Raw genomic sequence first — 16560 nt, 5'->3', positions numbered from 1 at the left:
CTGGGCGGTCTCGGCGCTCGCACGCATCAGCGGGAGCCGACCCGGGTCGCGGGCCGCGGGGCGGCCTGGTCAAACAGCGTGATCGCCGGTCGCGCCGTCGATGAGTTCCCGCAGGATGTCCATGTGGCCCGCGTGCCGCGCGGTCTCCTCGATCATGTGGATGAGCACCCACCGCAGCGACATGCTCGCGCCGAACCGCGCCGTGCCGAGCTCCTCGATCCCGACCTCGCCGATCACCTCGTCGGCGGCGGCCCGCGCCCGCCCGTAGTAATCCACGACGTCGGCGGTGCTCTCGTGCGACTCCACCCGCAGGTCTGCGCCCTCGTCCTCCGGATCGAACGGGAAGGGCTCCATCTCGCGCCCGAAGGTCTCGCAGAACCATCCGTACTCGACGACGGCGAGATGCTTGACCAGGCCGAGCAGAGTCGTCCCCGACGGCGTCATCGGCCGGCGCAGCTGCTCGTCGTCGAGACCGTCGAGTTTCCACAGCACCGCGTCACGGTGCCGGTCGAGGCTGGCGTACAGGCTCTCCTTCTCGCCGCCGATGAACGGCACGTTCGTCACCATGCACGGCACCCTAACGGGCCCGCTTACTTGTTCGGGTCCCGGAAGCGGCCGAACGCCTTCGTCAGGGCGCTCAGCGGCGAGCCCTCCGCCTTGACATGTCCGGGCGTCGACGGCCGGGGCACGCCGTCGCCGCCGGCCACCTCGGCGAGCGCGGCCTGCGCCGCCTCGGCCGCCTGCTGGTACAGGTCGCGGGAGTTCGTCATGGCCTCCAAGGCCTCGGCGTACTTGGTGACCATGCCCTGGGCGTGGGTCAGCTCCTCGTCCGGGGTGAGCAGGTGCCAGCCTTGTCGCAGCCGGGTCAGGGCCCGCTCGGCCTCGGCGGGCAGCGGCCGCGGCAGGGCGGCGAACTCCTTGATCCTGTCGAGGAGTTCGGTCGGTTCCGAGCCGTCAAGGAAGACGGTGCGCACCGAGAAACGCTCCGCGTCGTACCCTTCCGTCTGCGGCGCCGTGGGCAGGACCACGGCGCCGCCGCGCGGCATCCGTACGCTCAGCTCCCGCTTCATCGCGAAGTCGGCGATCTGCGCCTGCTCCGGCGTGCCCCGGTGCTCGACCACCCTGTGCCGCAGGCTCGGGGGCAGGAACGTGGAGAGCGGCCGCTGCCCGACCGCGTCCGGCGTCATCGCCTCGTGCACCACGAGATGGATGTACCAGCTCTGGCGGGTGCAGTCCCGCAGCCGGTGGCGCAGCTCGTCGTCGTCCTTCGGCAGGTGGTTCGTCGTCCGCAGGCGCACGCCCGGCACCGTGTCGTGGTCCCAGTCGACCCGGTCGGAGTCGGGCCAGAACATCAGGGCGGGCGACGGCCAGTGCGCTTCCCAGGCCCGCTCCGCCTCGGCGGCGAGGACCCACGTGACGCCCTCGCCCTCCTTGCGGCGGCTCTCGGGGTCGTACAGCGTCAGCTGCGCGCGGACCGTGACCTCGTCGGCCACGCGCCAGCGGGCCTCGAAGAGGCGGCGGGCGGACGGGCCGGGGTCGGCGGACTCGTCCCGCGGATGAAGGACGGTGGAGCGGACCGCCTCGACAGGATCGAGGTCCAGGAAGTCGTCAAGCACCCCGGCCGCCTTGAGGGCGATCAGGTTGCGCCGGACGTCCTGCTCGGGCTCGGGCCCGAGGTGGCGCCCGCGCCCCAGCCACGCGGTGTCGGGGACGGTGGTCGAGGAGGTGCTTTTCTTGGCCATGGAGTCGTTCTGTGAGTGGTCGGGGCCCGACCAGTATGGCCCGTGGACCTGAGGAGGAGAGCGGTACCCCGCACCGCCGCTCCACCACGCGGGACGGACCGTACGTTAGGCGTCAAGCCGCTCCGATGCAGCCATCGCAGGTCAAACGGGGGCGGCCGCGCTCCGGCCGGGAACACGAGCCGGCAGCGGCGGGACCGATGAGTATGCGTGGCGGACGGTGTCTGAAGAGTGAGAGGGACGGCCACCCGCCACGTCCCCCGTTGAGGAGTGATGCGCGATGAGGTTGGTACTGCAGGAATTCCTGACCCTCGACGGCGTCTACCAGGGCCCGGGCGCGCCGGACGAGGACACTAGTGACGGGTTCACCCGGGGCGGCTGGTTCGTGCCGCACCTGGACGAGGAGTTCGAACGCCTCGCCGGCACCTGGCTCGGCCGGGCCGACGCGTTCCTCTTCGGCCGTCGCACGTATCTGAACTTCGCGCGGGACTGGCCGAAGATGACCGAGCACCCCGCGGCCGCCATCCTGAACGGCCTGCCGAAGTACGTCGCCTCACACAGCCTGACCTCGGCCGAGTGGGACCCGACCACGATCCTGTCCGGCGACATCCCCGACCAGGTCGCCGAGCTGAAGCGGCAACCCGGCCGCGAACTGCAGATCCATGGCAGCGGACGACTCGGCCAGTCCCTGCTGGCAGCCGGCCTGGTCGACGAACTGCGCCTGGCGATCGCACCCGTGATCGTCGGCACGGGCCGCCGCCTGCTGCCGGACGGTGGCGCACCCACCGGCCTGCGCCTGCTGAGCAACGAGACGACCCCGGGCGGACTGGCGATCCACGTCTACGAATCGACGGGCCACCCGCAATACGGAACGTACGGCGCCGACGCGTGACAGCCGGGCACGCGCGCGTGGCGGTTCGGCATCCGGGGCCGGGTTTCGCCTAGAAACGCCTTCATGTGTCACTACTGCGGTTGCCGGGAGATTCCTCTGATCAAGGAGTTCATCGCCGAACACGAGCGCGTCACCGATGCGGCGGGAGACGCGGTCCGTGCCCTGGAGCAGGGGGACACCGCCGTTGCGCGTGCGCTCGTGGACGTCATGGCCCGCGAGCTGGACGCGCACTGGCGGGGTGAGGAGAACGGCCTGTTCAGGGTGATGCGCAAGGACCCCGAGTACGCGGACTACATCGCGAGCCTGGAGCGTGAACACCGTGAGCTCGCGCGTCTGTTGCCCGCTCTCGATCTCTCGGACGCCGACGACGTGCGCACCCTCACCGAAGCCGTCGACGAGTTGCACCGGCACATCGCCAAGGAGGAGGACGGCCTGTTTCCGGCCTCGCTCACGGCGCTCGACGGCGAGGAGTGGAACCTCTCCATGGCGGCCTGGCGTGCGGCGCATCCCATGTGAGTGCCAGGGGACCCGGGTTGGTCCCTTCCCGTGGAACCGGTGGCGCGTCCCGGCCGTCCTGCGGCGGTGACGCCGCCGTCCCGGATACGTTCCGCGGCCATGGACACCCTCATCTTCGGCGGCCTCCTGGCCACCCTGTACGCCCTTCACCGGCAGCGGTCACGGGCCGTGCTGCTCGGCGGCTGGTGGATCATGCTCGTGCTCACGGTCCTCCTGCTCGCTCATCACATCACCAGCGGCCTCAAGTTGGGGTTGAACTACTGATGAGCACTCTGACGGGCCCGCTGCCGGGGACCGAACGCTTCAGCGTGCTCGGCAAGGTCCAGTACTGGTTCGCCTGCTTCTTCGCCGCCGGCTGGACGGGCGTGGTCTGCGGCGGCCTCGGCGTGCAGTTCATCTCCTGGGACTACCCCTGCCCGCTGTGCATGGTGCAGCGCATGTTCATGCTGCTCGCCGCGCTGGGGGCGGCGTACATCGTGCGCCGGGGCATGACCGGCACGATCACGGGCCGCGACTACATGATGGGCTGGGGGCTTGCCCTGGTCGCCGTGATGTGCGGCGCCTTCGCCTCCTGGCGGCAGACGATGCTGCACATCCTGCCGGGCGACAAGGGCTACGGCGCCCCCGTGCTCGGTCTGCACATGTATGTCTGGGCCTGGATCCTCTTCATGGCCTCAGTGGTGGCGATCGGCATCGTGATGGCTTTCGCCCACTCCACGGCCGACACCACGGTGCCCGTGCGGGGAGCGCGGGGAGGGCAGGGTGCGTACGGCATGGCCGGCCGCGTCGTGCTCGGCTTCCTCGCCCTGGTGATCGCGGTGAACCTGGTCGCCGTCTTCCTCCTGGAGGGCTTCCACTGGTTCCTGCCGGACGACCCGGACCGCTACCGCTTCTTCTACGACGTCGGGATCATGGACTGAGGCGCCCCATCGCGCTAGGCCGCTTCATAGTGGTGAGCCCTGCCGCCGCGCCACTTCACCCACGCCGGGTCGTCGAGCAGCACTTCCGCGTCCGGCAGGCCGGCCCGGCGCAGGAACTCGATGACGTCGGCATCGGAGTGCGCGAGGCCGAGGATCTTTCCGCGCGCGGTCACTCTGCGCCCGCCCGTCGGGGAGAGCGCGTGGACGATGATCGGCGCGGTCTGCATGTCTCCAGGGTGCTCCGTGACGCTCGGGTCAGCACTCCGAGCGGCCGGAACCGCCTATGCCCCGCCGGCCGCCGTCCCCGCCTGGAAGGTTTTCCGGTAGGCCTGCGGCGAGACCCCGATGGCCGCGTGCAGGTGCTGTCGCAGTGACGTCCCGGTGGCGAAACCGACCTCCGCGGCGACCCGGTCCACCGACAGGTCGCTGGACTCCAGCAGATGCCGCGCCCGGTGCACCCGCTGCTGGATCAGCCAACGGCCGGGGCTCGTGCCCGTCTCCTCCTGGAAGCGGCGGGCGAAGGTGCGCGGGCTCATCCGCGCGTGCGCGGCCAACTCCCGCAGGGCGAGCGGCCGGTCGAGGTGCTCCAGGGCCCAGGAGCGGGTGGCCGCGGTGCCCGCGGCGCCCTCGTCAGGGATCGGCTGCTCGATGTACTGGGCCTGGCCGCCTTCTCGCCACGGGGGCACGACACAGTGCCGGGCGACCCGGTTGGCGATGGCGCTGCCGTGGTCGGAGCGCACCACGTGCAGGCATACGTCGACCCCGGACGCGGCGCCCGCCGAGGTGAGCACGTCACCGTCGTCCACGAACAGCACGTCGGGGTCCAGGTCGACCTGGGGAAACATCTTCCGGAAGTGATCGGCGAGCGCCCAGTGCGTCGTCGCGGGCCGCCCGTCGAGCAGACCGGCCGCGGCGAGCGTGAAGGCCCCCGTACAGATGGACACGAACCGCGTGCCGGGCCTGATCCGGGCGAGCGCGTCGCGCACCGGATCCGACAGCTCGGCCGCCAGGTACCGCAGGTCGTACGGCGGTATGACCACCGTGTCCGCACTCTCCAGCGCCTCGGGGCCGTGCCCGACGTTGATGCTGAAGTCGGCGTTGGTGGCCACCGTACGGTCCGCTGTCGCCGCGCAGGTCAGCACCTCGTAGGCGCCGGGGACCAGCGAGAAGACCCTGTCAGGGATGCCCAGCTCGAAGGGGTAGACGCCGTCGAGCGCGAGGACGACCACACGGTGCGGGCGACCGGCGAGGAGTTCCATCGACACTGAAGCCATGGCACGATCCTATCGCTTAATGGCAATCGTGCCATTGCCCAGGTCAGGCCTGTGCCGCACGCTGGATCCATGACCAACAACACCGCGTCTCAGCCCACCGAGCCGACTCGCTCGACCCAGCCGGCCATGAAGGCCATCAGCCAGGACGTCCTCGGCGACCCCGGCGTACTGAAGGAGATCGAGGTCGCACGCCCCGAGCCCGGAGTCGGCCAGGTCCTCGTCGCCGTGCACGCCGCGGGCGTGAACCCCACCGACTGGAAGCACCGCCGGTCCGGCGCCTTCCTGGGTGAGCCGCCGTTCACGCTCGGCTGGGACGTGTCGGGCGTCGTCGAGGCGGTCGGCATCGGCGTCTCGCTGTTCGAGCCGGGCGACGAGGTGTTCGGGATGCTGCCGTACCCGTACGGGGCCGGTTCGCACGCCGAGTACGTGACCGGACCCACCCGCGCCTTCGTGCCCAGGCCCGCGGGGCTGAGCCACGTCGAGGCGGGTGCCCTGCCGCTGGTCGCGCTGACCGCCTGGCAGGCCCTGGTCGACAACGCCCAAGTGGAGCCGGGTCAGCGGGTGTTGGTGCACGCGGCGGCCGGTGGTGTGGGCCATGCGGCGGTGCAGATCGCCAAGGCCCGCGGCGCGTACGTCATCGGTACGGCCTCCGCGGCGAAGCACGACTTCGTGCGCGGCCTGGGCGCGGACGAGGTCATCGACTACCGCACCGCCGACTTCGTGAAGGAGGCCCGCGACATCGACATCGTCCTCGATCCCCTGGGCGGTGACGACCGGCTGCGCTCCCTGGAGGTGCTGCGGCCTGGCGGCATCCTGGTGTCGATCCTGCCGGGCAACTTCGGCGAAGTGGCCGAGCGGGCCGCCGAGTTGGGCGTGCGAGCCACGGACATGCTGGTGGAGCACGACCAGGCGGGCATGGCGGCGGTCGCGGCGCTCGCCGAGTCCGGGCAACTGCGGGTGCACGTCTCGCAGACGTACCCCCTCGCGGATGCCGCCAAGGCGCACGCCGAGGCTGAGACGGGCCGCGTCACGGGGAAGCTGGTGCTCACGGTCCGCCCGTAGGCCCCGGGAGCCACAGCGGCTACGCGGCCATGGCGGGCGGCACCGGATCCGGCGCCGCCCGCCATGCGGCGTCGCCCGCCATGGCCGCACGGTTCACTCGTAGAGCCCGGGTCACCCGCTACCCGTAGAACTCCGGTCGCTCCACCAGCTCGACCTCGACGCGCCCGCCATCACGCTGGGACGCCAGGCCCGCCTCGCACACGGCCGCGGCCGCATAGCCGTCCCAGGCGCTCGGCCCCGTGACCTCGTCCCCGCGGGTCGCGTCCACCCAGGCCTGCACCTCGCGGTCGTAGGCGTCCTCGAAACGCTCGACGTAGTCCGGGGGTACGTGACCTCCCCAGCGGCCCTCGGTGCTCACCCGGGGGCCCTGCTCGTCCCCGATGCGCACGACGCCCCGCTCGCAGACAGCCTCCGCCTGGACCTGGTAGCCGTAACCGCAGTGGCCGAAGATCTCGACGTCGGCGAGCGCACCCGACGCGGTCTCCAGGAGGACGAACTGAGGGTCGTTCATGCCTGCCGGTGCCAGCGACGAAGCCGTCGGCTTGAGCACGGTGACGGCCGCGATCTCCTGGCCGAGCAGCCAGCGCGTCGCGTCCACCTCATGGGAGACCGAGCTGGTGATGAGCATCTCGTCGGTGAACCCCGGCGGCATCGCCAGATTGCGGTGGCGTTGGTGCAGCATCAGGGCCGCGCCCAACTCGCCGCTGCGGAGCAGCCCTTCGAGCTTGACGTACTCGGCGTCGTAGCGCCGCATGAAGCCCACCTGGACGCGCCGATGCCCGAGCCGCTGCTCCGCATCGAGGACGCGCAGGGAAGAGGCCGTGTCCGGAGTCATCGGCTTCTCGCACAGCACCGGCAGATCACGGCCGATGGCTTCGATCAGGGCCGCCTCGTGGGCCTCGCCGGGGGAGGCGATGAGTACGGCGTCCACCTCTCCCGCCGCCATGGCGGCCGCCGGGTCGGTGTAGGCCGTGCACCCGTCGATCGTGGCGGCCAGGGACTTCGCCCGCTCCGCCTCGATGTCGGCGACGGCCACCACCCGCGCCCCGCTGATGACCTCGTGGAGCCGGCGCACATGGTCCGCGCCCATCTTGCCGGTGCCGATGACGGCCACACCGAGTCCTCGCTGAGATGGCATGACGATGGTGTCTCCCCTCCTGGTGCCCTCTGGTCAGGAACTACCCGCCATCATCCGCTCAGGGGTGGGGGTGCCCCTGGTCGGGGTCGTCGTCAGGGGTCTGCCAGGTGGTGCCGCGCTGGGCCTCGCCGCTGGGAGGATTGGCGTTGTGCGGGGGCGTGGTGGGCTCGGTGCGACGGGCCGCGCGGCGCCGGCCGCTGACGAACATGGTGAGCAGCCCGATGACCACGAAGAGGCCGACGATGATGAAGATCAACGAGCCGCCGCCCTCGACGGCCAGAACGGTATAGCTGTGAGTACGCATAACGATGATCTACCCCGTCCGAGGAGAAAAAGCGCCCGCCAGTGGGATGGGGCGTGCCGAGCCGCGTGCCGCCCCCGGCCCGATGCCGGAGTACAGCGCGACGTGAGGCCCCGCGATGGGGATGATGGAGCCGAAAGGGATCACGGGCGCGGGCCGCTGACGCGGGTCGTCTCCCGGCCTCGCGAGGTCGGGCGCCGGTAACCCGGAGGGTGGGGCGCCCATCGACCTCAGAACGGTACGAAGATGAACAGCGAAAAGGCACCTGCAAACCAGAACGTAGCCAGCAGCTCGGTGTTCGGAGCACCCTGTTGGGTCAGTCTGACCACGCGTGATCTAGAGACTGCGGAGGAGTTCTACCACGCCGTACTGGGGTGGGACTGGCGCATCGGAAAACTGGGCGACGAGTACAGATTCGCGAGTGTGAACGGTGTGCCGGTGGCTGGGGTCTCGGCCGTGGAGGCCGTGGGGCGGACGGCTGTCGCCTGGACTCCCTTCTTCGCCGCGTCCGACGCGAACGAGACCGTGGCCCGCAGTCAGGAACGCGGCGGGACGACCGCCGTGGGGCCCATCTCGTTCCCTCCCGGGCGAGCGGCGCTGCTGGCCGACCGCGAGGGGGCGGTATTCGGCATCTGGGAGGGCGAGCTGGTGTCCGACTGGGAGGAATGGCGCCGCGCCGCACCGGTCTTCGTGGAGCTCTACACCCGGGACGCCTTCGACGCGGCCATCTTCTACGCCGAGGTCCTCGGCTGGGCGTCGACCGCCTCCGGGTGCTGCGAGGTCCACTACGAGGACGACAAGGTCGTCCTGCGCAGCGGGGGCGATGTCGTGGCCCGCATCCATTCGGGCGCGGTGGAATCCGCGCCCGATCCAGAGATCCGCCCTCACTGGCAGATCCACTTCACGGTCGACGACGTGGATGCCTGCGTCCAGGCCGCGCGAGCCTACGGCGGCAGCCTCCTGCACCGCGCGGAGGGGGCGGCGGAGGCGCTCCTGAGTGATCCCGACGGGGCGCGCTTCGTCGTGACCCAGCTCAAGGCCTGAGCAACCAGCTCAAGGCCTGAGCAGCGTCTTGATCATGCCGTCTTCCTTGTCCTGGAACATCTGGTACGCCTTGGGGCCGTCTTCCAGGGTCATGTGGTGGGTGGCGAAGTCGTCGACTCCGAGCGGGTCCTCGTCGGTGAGGAGGGGGAGGATGTCGTCCACCCAGTGCTTGACGTTGGCCTGTCCCATGCGGAGCTGGATCTGCTTGTCGAACATGGTCAGGAGCGGCATGGGGTCGACCGAGCCGCCGTAGACACCGGAGAGGGAGACGGTGCCTCCCCGGCGGACGATGTCGATCGCCGCGTAGAGGGCGCTGAGCCGGTCGATGCCGGCGCGGTCCATGAGCTTCTCGGCCACGGCGTTCGGCAGCAGGCCCACGCCCCAGTGGGCCGCCTTGGCCAGGGGCGCGCCGTGTGCCTCCATCCCTACGGCGTCGATGACGGCGTCCGTGCCGCGCCCGTCCGTCAGGTCCCGGATCTTGTCGCCGAGGTCCTTGCCGTACCGGCGCAGGTCAAGGGCCTTGACGCCGTCGCCGTAGGCGCGGCTCAGGCGCTCGGGCACCAGGTCCACGCCCACGACGAGGCTCGCGCCCCGGTGCAGCGCGATACGCGCCGCCATGGCGCCGATCGGCCCAAGGCCCAGGACGGTCACCGTGCCGCCGGGCGGGATGTCGGCGTACTCCACCGCCTGCCAGGCAGTGGGCAGCACGTCGGACAGGAACACGAACCGGTCATCCGCGGGGCCCTCCGGCACCTTGATCGGCAAGGTGTTGCCGAACGGCACCCGCAGCAGTTCCGCCTGCCCGCCGGGCACCTGCCCATAGAGCTTGGTGTATCCGAAGAGGGACGCGCCCGTGCCGCGCTCCTTGACCTGGGTGGTCTCGCACTGCGATTGCAGGCCGCGGTCACACATGAAGCAGTGCCCGCAGGAGATGTTGAACGGCACCACCACCCGGTCACCGGCCGACAGTTCGGTGACTCCGGCGCCGACCTCCTCGACGATCCCCATCGGTTCGTGCCCCAGGATGTCGCCGGGGTCGAGATAGGGCCCAAGGACCTCGTACAGATGCAGGTCCGAACCACAGACACCGGTGGAAGTCACCCGCACGATGACGTCAGTCGGGTCCCGCAGCACGGGATCGGGGACGGTCTCGACACGGACATCGCGCTTGCCGTGCCAGGTGAGTGCTCGCATCGGGCTCTCCTTCGTTAGCGGCGACGCTCGGTCCCCTGCGGGTCTCCCGAGAGGGCGTCACTATGCGTGGGTACGTTCTCGCAGACGCCGGGCTGCCGCGGTCACGCCACGCGCGTGACGAGTGAGGCCGGCCCAGGGGTCCTTGTCGAGGCGGTCACCGAGGTCGCTGACGGTCCAGCGGCGCGCGGTCAGATCGGGTGCGTCCAGTTCGTCCCAGCCCAAGGGCGCGGCCACGGGGGCGCCCGGCCGTGACCGGACGGCGAACGGAGCGACCACGGTCTGGGCGTAGCCGTTGCGTGCCACGTCGAGATACAGCCGCCCCTTGCGTGCGTCCTTGCGGGGCTCGGTCGTCAGCTCCCGCTCGTGGCGCGCGGCCAGTTCGTCCGCGGCGGCGCGGGCGAACGCGAGCACGTCGTCGGCGTCGTCGCGCCGGTTCAGCGGCACGACGACGTGCAGGCCACGTGAGCCCGTGGTCATCAGGCCCGACGGAAGGTCCAGCTCATCGAGGAGTTCGCGCAGATGGTGTGCCGCGCGGCGCACGGGCTCGAAGTCGTCGCCGGGCGGGTCGAGGTCGAAGACGAGGCGGTCGGGGCGGCGCGGCCGGTCGGCGCGGCTCAGCCAGCGGTGGGGGGTGATGCACGCCTGGCCCGCGAGATAGACCAAGGTCGCCGTGTCGTCGCAGACCACATGGGTGACCTCGCCGCCCTCCTTGGACACCGTGGTGCGGTGAATCCAGTCGGGGAAGTAGTCGGAGACCTCCTTCTGGTAGAAGCGGTCCCCGTCGATCCCGTCCGGCATCCGCTCCAGCATCAGTGGCCTGCCGCGCAGTTCGGGCAGCATGCGCGGCGCCACACGCCGGTAGTGCTCGGCGAGGTCGGCCTTGGTGATGCCGTCCTCGGGAAACAGCTCCTTCTCGGCTCGCTTGACCTCGATCCTGCGTCGTCCGACCCGTAGCTCAACGCTGGAACTCACCTCGCCGCCTCCTTAGCGCGGATGCTTGTGCTGCCTCCTCACGCCCCGTCCGGACTACGGGAGCGGCGTACCTCCGGTGGCGTTCATGATCTCCGCGGTGATGAAGCTCGCGTGTTCCGAGGCGAGGAACACGTACGCGGGCGCCATCTCGGCGGGCTGGGCGGGCCGGCCCATCGGGGCCTGCTTTCCGAACTCCTTGGTGTCCGGCAGCGTGGCCGGGATCAGCGGCGTCCACACCGGCCCCGGAGCGACGGCGTTGACGCGGATTCCGTTCTCGACCAGCATCTGCGCGAGGCCCTGGGTGAAGGTGACGATGGCGCCCTTGGTCATGGCGTAGTCGAGCAGGTGCGGGCTCGGCTTGTAGGCCTGTACCGACGTGGTGTTGATGATCGAGCCGCCCGACGGGATGTGCGGCACGGCCATCTTGCACAGCCAGAACATGCCGTACAGATTCGTGCGCACGACACGGTCGAACTGCTCCGTGGAGATCTCCGTGATGCCCTCGGGCTGCGACATCTGGTACGCCGCGTTGTTCACCAGCACATCGATGCGTCCGAACTCCGCCACGGCTCGCTCGACCAGTCGCCGGCACTGCTCCTCTTCCCGGATGTCGCACGGCACGGCCAGACCACGACGCCCCGCCTTCTCGACGAGCCTGACCGTCTCCTGGGCGTCCCCCGCCTCCGTGGGCAGATAGGTGAACAGGACATCCGCGCCCTCACGTGCGTAGGCGATGGCCACGGCCCGGCCGATGCCGGAGTCGCCGCCGGTGATGACAGCTGCCCGGCCCTGCAGCAGTCCGCTCCCCCGGTAGGACTCCTCGCCGTGGTCGGGCGGCGGGTCCATCGGCCCGGTCCAGCCGGGGGTCTGCTGGTCCTGCTGGGCGAACTCCGGCTGCGGGTGCTTGGTCGTCGGGTCCTGCGGGCTGTCACTCATCGGTGCGCTTCCTTCCTCGGGTCCACTCTGGGTCCACTCTCTCCAGCTTGCTCCGCACCTCTCGGGGGCGCGAACGCCTGACTCCGCTCGCGGCACACGACCTGAGTGAACGGGAGCCATCGGGGCACCGGGTGTCCCGCGAGCCGCGGTCCCACACATTCCGATCGGCTCGCCGTGCGGGTGAGATCGGGGGTGCATAACCTGTACGCGGCCTCCGGACCGGTCGGTGGAAGGGAGCTGAGGTGAGCGAGAAGGACCAGCTGCGGACCTATCGGGACAAGCGGCACTTCGAGCGGACGAGCGAGCCGCGCGGCGAGCGCGGGACGCGGGACGCAGCGCGGACTCCGGCCGACGAGCCCGCGTTCGTGGTGCAGATCCACGACGCGAGCTCGGTGCACTTCGACTTCCGCCTCGAGGTAGACGGCGTACTGAAGTCCTGGTCGGTCCCGAAAGGCCCCTCCACCGATCCGCACGACAAGCGGCTCGCCATCCCCACCGAGGACCACCCCATGGAGTACCGGGACTTTGAGGGAGTGATCCCCAAGGACGAGTACGGCGGCGGGACCGTCATCGTCTGGGACCACGGCACGTATCGGCCGACCAGTCACGACAAGCGGAACCGGCCGGTGCCCTTCGACCAGGCCCTGGAGAACGGTCACGCCACGTTCGTCCTGCACGGCGAGAAACTGCGCGGGGAGTACGCGCTCACCCGCTTCCACAGCCGCGAGGAGAAGAGCGGAGGGTCCTCCGCGAAGCCGACCTGGCTGCTCGTGCGCACCGGCCACCACTCGGGTGGCGGCACCCCCGATCCACGGCGGGCGCGCTCGGCACGCAGCGGCCGTACGCTGCGCCAGGTCGCCGAGGCGCCGGACGCGCCGACCTGGCGTTCCGACCGGGGTGAGCGGAAATGACCGGCCTGCTGGACACGCTGCCGCCCGACCTGGCCGCCCGCACCCGCGAGGCGGCGCCGGGCGTCGAACTCGCGGCGTCCCCGATGCTGGCGACGCTCACCAACCTGCGGCAGTTTCCGGGCGGCTGGATCTTCGAACGGAAACTGGACGGTATCCGGGCACTCGCGGTGCGCGAGAACGGCACGCTGACGCTCCGGTCCCGGTCCGGTCGACGGCTCGACGCCACGTACCCGGAGATCATCGACGCGCTCGCCGGGCAGGACAGTGCGGACTTCACGGTCGACGGGGAGATCGTCGCCTACTCGCACGGCAGGACCGACTTCTCGCGACTGCAACAGCGCATGGGGCTCACCCGGCCCGCCGACGTGGCGGCGAGCAAGGTCGCGGTGACCTACTACGTCTTCGACCTGCTGCGCCTGGACGGCATGGACGTGCGGCGGCTGCCGTTGCGCACCCGTAAGTCCCTGCTGCGGCGCTCGATCACGTTCACCGCGCCGTTGCGGTTCAGCACCCATCGCAACGAAGGCGGTCCCGAGCTCCTCGCCGACGCGTGCGGGCGCGGCTGGGAGGGCCTCATCGCCAAGCGGGCCGACAGCACCTACCAGGCACGCCGCTCGGGTGACTGGCTCAAGCTGAAGTGCTCCCGGGGCCAGGAGTTCGTGGTGGGCGGGTTCACCGAGCCCGCGGGCAGCCGGTCGGGCATCGGCGCGCTGCTCATCGGCTACTACGAGGGCGAACGGCTGCGTTACGCCGGCAAGGTCGGCACCGGTTTCGACGCGCGCACCCTGATGTCCCTGCGGCGGCAACTCGACGAACTCCAGGTACGGCAATCGCCGTTCGCGGACACCGTCGCGGAGCGCAGGCCCCACTGGGCGCAGCCGCGTCTCGTGGCGCAGGTCGCCTTCACGGAGTGGACGCGCGACGGCATGCTGCGCCACCCCCGCTTCCAGGGGCTGCGGGACGACAAGAACCCGGCCGATGTGGTCAGGGAGCGCGGGGAGTCCTGAGCCGCGTGGCCGGCTACGTGGTCGCGTTGAGCCGGGCCGCCTGACGCGTCAGGTGGTCACGTTCGGGGAGGTTGGGCGCCTTGCGGGCCGCCTCGACGTAGAGCCGCGCCGCTTCCTTCAGGTCCCCGTCGCGCTCGTGGAGGTACGCCGCCACCGCGGCGTGCCGTGGCAGTGAGTCGTCGAGGGCCGCGAGCGCCGCCAGACCGGCGCGTGGTCCGTCGGCCTCACCGACGGCCACCGCGCGGTTGAGCCGGACGACCGGGCTGTCGGTCAGACGTACGAGCTCGTCGTACCACTCGACGATCTGCACCCAGTCGGTCTCCTCGGCGGTTTGTGCGTCCGCGTGGAGTGCGGCGATGGCGGCCTGGGCCTGGAACTCGCCCAGGCGGTCACGGGCGAGGGCGGCGTGCAGGATCCCGATGCCCTCGGCGATGGACGTGGTGTCCCACCGGCCGCGGTCCTGCTCGGCGAGCGCCACGAGGCTGCCGTCGGGCGCGGTCCGGGCGGCGCGCCTGGCGTGGTGGATCAGCATGAGGGCGAGCAGGCCCGCCACCTCGAGGTGGTCGATCGCGGCCGCGAGCTGCCGGGTGAGCCGGATGGCCTCGGCGGCGAGGTCGACGTCGCCGGAGTAGCCCTCGTTGAAGACCAGGTAGAGGACCCGCAGCACGGTGGCGACATCGCCGGGCTCGTCGAACCGCGTCTCGGAGACGGTTCGCTTGGCCCGGCTGATGCGTTGCGCCATGGTCGCCTCGGGCACCAGGTACGCCTGGGCGATCTGGCGGGTGGTGAGACCGCCGACGGCGCGCAGCGTGAGCGCGACCGCGGACGACGGCGTCAGCTTCGGGTGGGCGCACAGGAAGTAGAGCTGGAGCGTGTCGTCCACGGCGGACGCGGGTCCGGGTGCCGGCTCCTCGTCGACGAGGTCCTCACGCCGACGGCGTGCGGTGTCCGAGCGGGTCGCGTCGAGGAACTTGCGCCAGGCCACCGTGACCAGCCAGCCCTTCGGGTCCCGGGGCCGCTCGTCCGGCCAGACGCGGACCGCCTCGACCAGGGCGTCCTGTACGGCGTCCTCGGCCGCCGCGAAGTCGGCTCCGCGGCGGACGAGGATTCCGAGCACGCTCGGTGTGAGACTCCGGAGCTGGGCTTCGTCCATGTCCGGCCATCACTCCGTGGCGGTGGGCTTCGCGCCCAGGAACGGGCGGATCTCGAGCCACTCGTGGATCGGCTTCCCGCCTGCCCCGGGGGCGGCCGACAGTTCCCCTGCCAGTTCGAGCGCGCGGTCGTAGGTGTCGACGTCGATGACCATCCAGCCGGCGATGAGGTCCTTGGTCTCGGCGAAGGGGCCGTCGGTGACCGGCGGGCGGCCCTCTCCGTCGTACCGGACGAACGTCCCCTCGGGAGCGAGCGCCTGGCCGTCGACGAACTCCCCGGTCTTCTCCAGCCGGTCCGCGAAGTCGCGCATGTACTGCATGTGGGCCGTGATCTCATCAGGCGTCCAGCGCTCCATGGGTACGTCGTTGACCGCGGCCGGGGCGCCCCGGTAGTGCTTCAGGAGCAGGTACTTCGCCATGGTGTTCTCCTCGGTGCTGGTGCGGCCCATTGTGGTCGCGTTCACCACGGGGACGGAGCGGGATTCGGATTCTCGACATCGCCGCGCGACTCTTCTCGAATTTCTTTCGAGGAGCGCCCGGCCCGGAGACTCGGAGGAACAGTCTTGACGATCACGACCCGGACCGAGCGTTACGCCACCGGCGGCGCCGGCAAGCTCCTCGACATCCACGCCCCCATCCGTCCTTCCGGGCAGCGGGATGACCGGTGCGTGCTGCTCTGGCATGGCATGGGGCCCGACGAGCGAGAGGTGATGGCCTCGCTGGCCCGGGAGATCGCCGGGTTCGGTCCCACCGTCCTGGTCCCCGACTGGCGTTCGGACCGGCCCGACGGCGGCCGGGAACATCTCACCGACGCCCTGCGGTTCGCCCGCGACCACGTGGCCGCGTTCACCGGCGGAACCGGCCGTCTGGTCCTGGCGGGGTGGTCGGCCGGGGCAGCCGCCGCGTTGGGCGTCACCCTGCGGCCGGACGTCGTCGGCGGCTGGAGGCCCGCCGCGGTGGTGGGCGTGGCGGGCGGCTATCGGCGCCCGGCGCCCACCACGGGCACCGCGCCCCTCCACGCCGTCGGACGGGCGGTGGCACCGATACCCGTACGGCTCGTGCACGGCACCACGGACGAGATCGTGCCCGTCGATTCCTCGCGCGAACTGCACGAAGCCCTCCTCGCCCACGGCTGGGACTCCGAACTCTCCGAGCCGGTGACCGACCACGCCGGGGTACTCGGCTGTGTGTACGACCCGGCCGCGCACCGGTGCCTGGCGACGGACGAGCCGTCCGTATCGCGTATCGGGCGGGAGACAGCCCGCTTGATAGCGGGCGCGGTGTCCCCTTCCCGTTAGCGGTGTCCCCTGCCCGTAAGGGGAGCGGGGCTTTGGCACTGGGCAGGGCAGGGCCTTGGTCCTCGGGATGGGTGAGGAAGGTCCCGGTATGGCGCCTCCCGTCTGCGGAACCACCTGGCGAGACCGCGAACCAGATGGGGAGAGGGCGCTATGCCAAGGGACATCGGTGTGAGCAGCGAGCGCGAGCAGCAGCGGCGGGAGAGGC

At 70.8% G+C, this 16560-nt stretch carries 20 protein-coding genes; 9 read left to right on the top strand and 11 right to left on the bottom strand.

The genetic code is table 11. The annotated features are described in order from the left end of the window. Positions 1–69 precede the first annotated feature (69 nt). On the bottom strand, positions 70–567 hold the full coding sequence (locus ABXJ52_RS35655) for a DinB family protein (protein ID WP_367048076.1): 498 nt from the start codon (positions 565–567) through the stop codon (positions 70–72). A gap of 23 nt (positions 568–590) precedes the next feature. Then, on the bottom strand, positions 591–1742 hold the full coding sequence (locus ABXJ52_RS35650; protein WP_367048074.1) for a hypothetical protein: 1152 nt from the start codon (positions 1740–1742) through the stop codon (positions 591–593). Between the two features lie 277 nt (positions 1743–2019). On the opposite strand from ABXJ52_RS35650, the gene ABXJ52_RS35645 reads away from it, so the two are divergent. The 4 genes from ABXJ52_RS35645 to ABXJ52_RS35630 all read left to right on the top strand — a co-directional run bounded on the left by ABXJ52_RS35645 (position 2020) and on the right by ABXJ52_RS35630 (position 4067). Then, on the top strand, positions 2020–2631 hold the full coding sequence (locus ABXJ52_RS35645) for a dihydrofolate reductase family protein (RefSeq protein ID WP_367048071.1): 612 nt from the start codon (positions 2020–2022) through the stop codon (positions 2629–2631). Positions 2632–2694: 63 nt separating this feature from the next. Further along, on the top strand, positions 2695–3147 hold the full coding sequence (locus ABXJ52_RS35640) for a hemerythrin domain-containing protein (RefSeq protein WP_367048070.1): 453 nt from the start codon (positions 2695–2697) through the stop codon (positions 3145–3147). A gap of 99 nt (positions 3148–3246) precedes the next feature. Then, on the top strand, positions 3247–3411 hold the full coding sequence (locus ABXJ52_RS35635; RefSeq protein ID WP_367048068.1) for a DUF5993 family protein: 165 nt from the start codon (positions 3247–3249) through the stop codon (positions 3409–3411). Continuing rightward, entirely contained in the window at positions 3411–4067 is a 657-nt protein-coding gene (locus ABXJ52_RS35630; protein ID WP_367048066.1) for a disulfide bond formation protein B, read from the top strand. Before ABXJ52_RS35635 ends, ABXJ52_RS35630 begins: the two co-directional genes overlap by 1 nt. A 14-nt stretch (positions 4068–4081) precedes the next feature. Here ABXJ52_RS35630 and ABXJ52_RS35625 read toward each other — a convergent pair whose 3' ends face one another. Together ABXJ52_RS35625 and ABXJ52_RS35620 are read right to left on the bottom strand one after the other, a co-directional pair. Beyond that, complete coding sequence (locus ABXJ52_RS35625) at positions 4082–4294, bottom strand: hypothetical protein (protein ID WP_367048065.1); 213 nt, start codon at positions 4292–4294, stop codon at positions 4082–4084. Positions 4295–4348: 54 nt separating this feature from the next. Continuing rightward, positions 4349–5341: a helix-turn-helix domain-containing protein gene (locus tag ABXJ52_RS35620; protein WP_367048063.1), complete on the bottom strand. Its 993-nt coding sequence runs from the start codon at positions 5339–5341 to the stop codon at positions 4349–4351. A gap of 69 nt (positions 5342–5410) precedes the next feature. On the opposite strand from ABXJ52_RS35620, the gene ABXJ52_RS35615 reads away from it, so the two are divergent. Then, positions 5411–6403: an NADP-dependent oxidoreductase gene (locus tag ABXJ52_RS35615; protein WP_367048062.1), complete on the top strand. Its 993-nt coding sequence runs from the start codon at positions 5411–5413 to the stop codon at positions 6401–6403. A gap of 118 nt (positions 6404–6521) precedes the next feature. On the opposite strand, the gene ABXJ52_RS35610 is transcribed toward ABXJ52_RS35615, so the two are convergent. Together ABXJ52_RS35610 and ABXJ52_RS35605 are read right to left on the bottom strand one after the other, a co-directional pair. Then, positions 6522–7541, bottom strand: coding sequence for a Gfo/Idh/MocA family oxidoreductase (locus tag ABXJ52_RS35610; protein WP_367048060.1), 1020 nt, complete (start codon positions 7539–7541; stop codon positions 6522–6524). Positions 7542–7599: 58 nt separating this feature from the next. Further along, on the bottom strand, positions 7600–7845 hold the full coding sequence (locus ABXJ52_RS35605) for a DUF6479 family protein (RefSeq protein ID WP_367048058.1): 246 nt from the start codon (positions 7843–7845) through the stop codon (positions 7600–7602). A gap of 243 nt (positions 7846–8088) precedes the next feature. On the opposite strand from ABXJ52_RS35605, the gene ABXJ52_RS35600 reads away from it, so the two are divergent. After that, positions 8089–8886, top strand: coding sequence for a VOC family protein (locus ABXJ52_RS35600; protein ID WP_367048057.1), 798 nt, complete (start codon positions 8089–8091; stop codon positions 8884–8886). Between the two features lie 9 nt (positions 8887–8895). Here the strand turns inward: ABXJ52_RS35600 and ABXJ52_RS35595 are convergent, their stop codons facing one another. From ABXJ52_RS35595 to ABXJ52_RS35585, 3 genes are read right to left on the bottom strand one after another with little or no spacing between them, the layout of a single operon-like run. Beyond that, a complete protein-coding gene (locus tag ABXJ52_RS35595) occupies positions 8896–10080 on the bottom strand; it encodes a zinc-dependent alcohol dehydrogenase (protein ID WP_367048056.1) in 1185 nt (394 codons plus the stop codon). 60 nt (positions 10081–10140) lie between these two features. Continuing rightward, the gene (gene ligD, locus ABXJ52_RS35590) at positions 10141–11052 is read right to left on the bottom strand and encodes a non-homologous end-joining DNA ligase (RefSeq protein ID WP_367048054.1); all 912 of its coding nucleotides are present in this window, start codon (positions 11050–11052) and stop codon (positions 10141–10143) included. Between the two features lie 54 nt (positions 11053–11106). Beyond that, positions 11107–11988, bottom strand: a complete 882-nt coding sequence (locus ABXJ52_RS35585) for an SDR family oxidoreductase (RefSeq protein WP_367048053.1) — start codon at positions 11986–11988, stop codon at positions 11107–11109. Between the two features lie 242 nt (positions 11989–12230). Between ABXJ52_RS35585 and ABXJ52_RS35580 the strand changes: the two genes are divergently transcribed. Together ABXJ52_RS35580 and ligD (ABXJ52_RS35575) are read left to right on the top strand one after the other, a co-directional pair. After that, positions 12231–12899 carry a DNA polymerase ligase N-terminal domain-containing protein gene (locus ABXJ52_RS35580; protein WP_367048051.1) on the top strand — a complete coding sequence of 223 codons (669 nt, stop codon included), beginning with the start codon at positions 12231–12233 and terminating at the stop codon, positions 12897–12899. After that, a complete protein-coding gene (gene ligD, locus ABXJ52_RS35575) occupies positions 12896–13906 on the top strand; it encodes a non-homologous end-joining DNA ligase (RefSeq protein WP_367048049.1) in 1011 nt (336 codons plus the stop codon). The genes ABXJ52_RS35580 and ligD (ABXJ52_RS35575) overlap by 4 nt, the downstream gene beginning before the upstream one ends. Before the next feature lie 13 nt (positions 13907–13919). Here ligD (ABXJ52_RS35575) and ABXJ52_RS35570 read toward each other — a convergent pair whose 3' ends face one another. Both ABXJ52_RS35570 and ABXJ52_RS35565 read right to left on the bottom strand, forming a co-directional pair. Next, positions 13920–15059: a DUF6596 domain-containing protein gene (locus ABXJ52_RS35570; protein ID WP_367048048.1), complete on the bottom strand. Its 1140-nt coding sequence runs from the start codon at positions 15057–15059 to the stop codon at positions 13920–13922. Between the two features lie 9 nt (positions 15060–15068). After that, positions 15069–15476, bottom strand: a complete 408-nt coding sequence (locus tag ABXJ52_RS35565) for a YciI family protein (protein ID WP_367049475.1) — start codon at positions 15474–15476, stop codon at positions 15069–15071. A 144-nt stretch (positions 15477–15620) separates the two neighbouring features. On the opposite strand from ABXJ52_RS35565, the gene ABXJ52_RS35560 reads away from it, so the two are divergent. Further along, on the top strand, positions 15621–16355 hold the full coding sequence (locus ABXJ52_RS35560) for an alpha/beta hydrolase (protein ID WP_367048046.1): 735 nt from the start codon (positions 15621–15623) through the stop codon (positions 16353–16355). Positions 16356–16560: the final 205 nt, after the last annotated feature.

Origin of the sequence: Streptomyces sp. Je 1-332, from assembly GCF_040730185.1 — a bacterium.
In the GTDB taxonomy this organism is placed as follows: Bacteria; Actinomycetota; Actinomycetes; order Streptomycetales; family Streptomycetaceae; genus Streptomyces.
This window is presented reverse-complemented; position numbering and strand designations above follow the sequence as displayed.

Excerpts from the sequence above, each read along its gene's own strand:
- ABXJ52_RS35655 (WP_367048076.1), bottom strand. The coding sequence starts at position 567 with ATGGTGACGAACGTGCCGTTCATCGGCGGCGAGAAGGAGAGCCTGTAC.
- ABXJ52_RS35650 (WP_367048074.1), bottom strand. The coding sequence starts at position 1,742 with ATGGCCAAGAAAAGCACCTCCTCGACCACCGTCCCCGACACCGCGTGG.
- ABXJ52_RS35645 (WP_367048071.1), top strand. The coding sequence starts at position 2,020 with ATGAGGTTGGTACTGCAGGAATTCCTGACCCTCGACGGCGTCTACCAG.
- ABXJ52_RS35640 (WP_367048070.1), top strand. The coding sequence starts at position 2,695 with ATGTGTCACTACTGCGGTTGCCGGGAGATTCCTCTGATCAAGGAGTTC.
- ABXJ52_RS35635 (WP_367048068.1), top strand. The coding sequence starts at position 3,247 with ATGGACACCCTCATCTTCGGCGGCCTCCTGGCCACCCTGTACGCCCTT.
- ABXJ52_RS35630 (WP_367048066.1), top strand. The coding sequence starts at position 3,411 with ATGAGCACTCTGACGGGCCCGCTGCCGGGGACCGAACGCTTCAGCGTG.
- ABXJ52_RS35625 (WP_367048065.1), bottom strand. The coding sequence starts at position 4,294 with ATGCAGACCGCGCCGATCATCGTCCACGCGCTCTCCCCGACGGGCGGG.
- ABXJ52_RS35620 (WP_367048063.1), bottom strand. The coding sequence starts at position 5,341 with ATGGCTTCAGTGTCGATGGAACTCCTCGCCGGTCGCCCGCACCGTGTG.
- ABXJ52_RS35615 (WP_367048062.1), top strand. The coding sequence starts at position 5,411 with ATGACCAACAACACCGCGTCTCAGCCCACCGAGCCGACTCGCTCGACC.
- ABXJ52_RS35610 (WP_367048060.1), bottom strand. The coding sequence starts at position 7,541 with ATGCCATCTCAGCGAGGACTCGGTGTGGCCGTCATCGGCACCGGCAAG.
- ABXJ52_RS35605 (WP_367048058.1), bottom strand. The coding sequence starts at position 7,845 with ATGCGTACTCACAGCTATACCGTTCTGGCCGTCGAGGGCGGCGGCTCG.
- ABXJ52_RS35600 (WP_367048057.1), top strand. The coding sequence starts at position 8,089 with ATGAACAGCGAAAAGGCACCTGCAAACCAGAACGTAGCCAGCAGCTCG.
- ABXJ52_RS35595 (WP_367048056.1), bottom strand. The coding sequence starts at position 10,080 with ATGCGAGCACTCACCTGGCACGGCAAGCGCGATGTCCGTGTCGAGACC.
- ABXJ52_RS35585 (WP_367048053.1), bottom strand. The coding sequence starts at position 11,988 with ATGAGTGACAGCCCGCAGGACCCGACGACCAAGCACCCGCAGCCGGAG.
- ligD (WP_367048049.1), top strand. The coding sequence starts at position 12,896 with ATGACCGGCCTGCTGGACACGCTGCCGCCCGACCTGGCCGCCCGCACC.
- ABXJ52_RS35570 (WP_367048048.1), bottom strand. The coding sequence starts at position 15,059 with ATGGACGAAGCCCAGCTCCGGAGTCTCACACCGAGCGTGCTCGGAATC.
- ABXJ52_RS35565 (WP_367049475.1), bottom strand. The coding sequence starts at position 15,476 with ATGGCGAAGTACCTGCTCCTGAAGCACTACCGGGGCGCCCCGGCCGCG.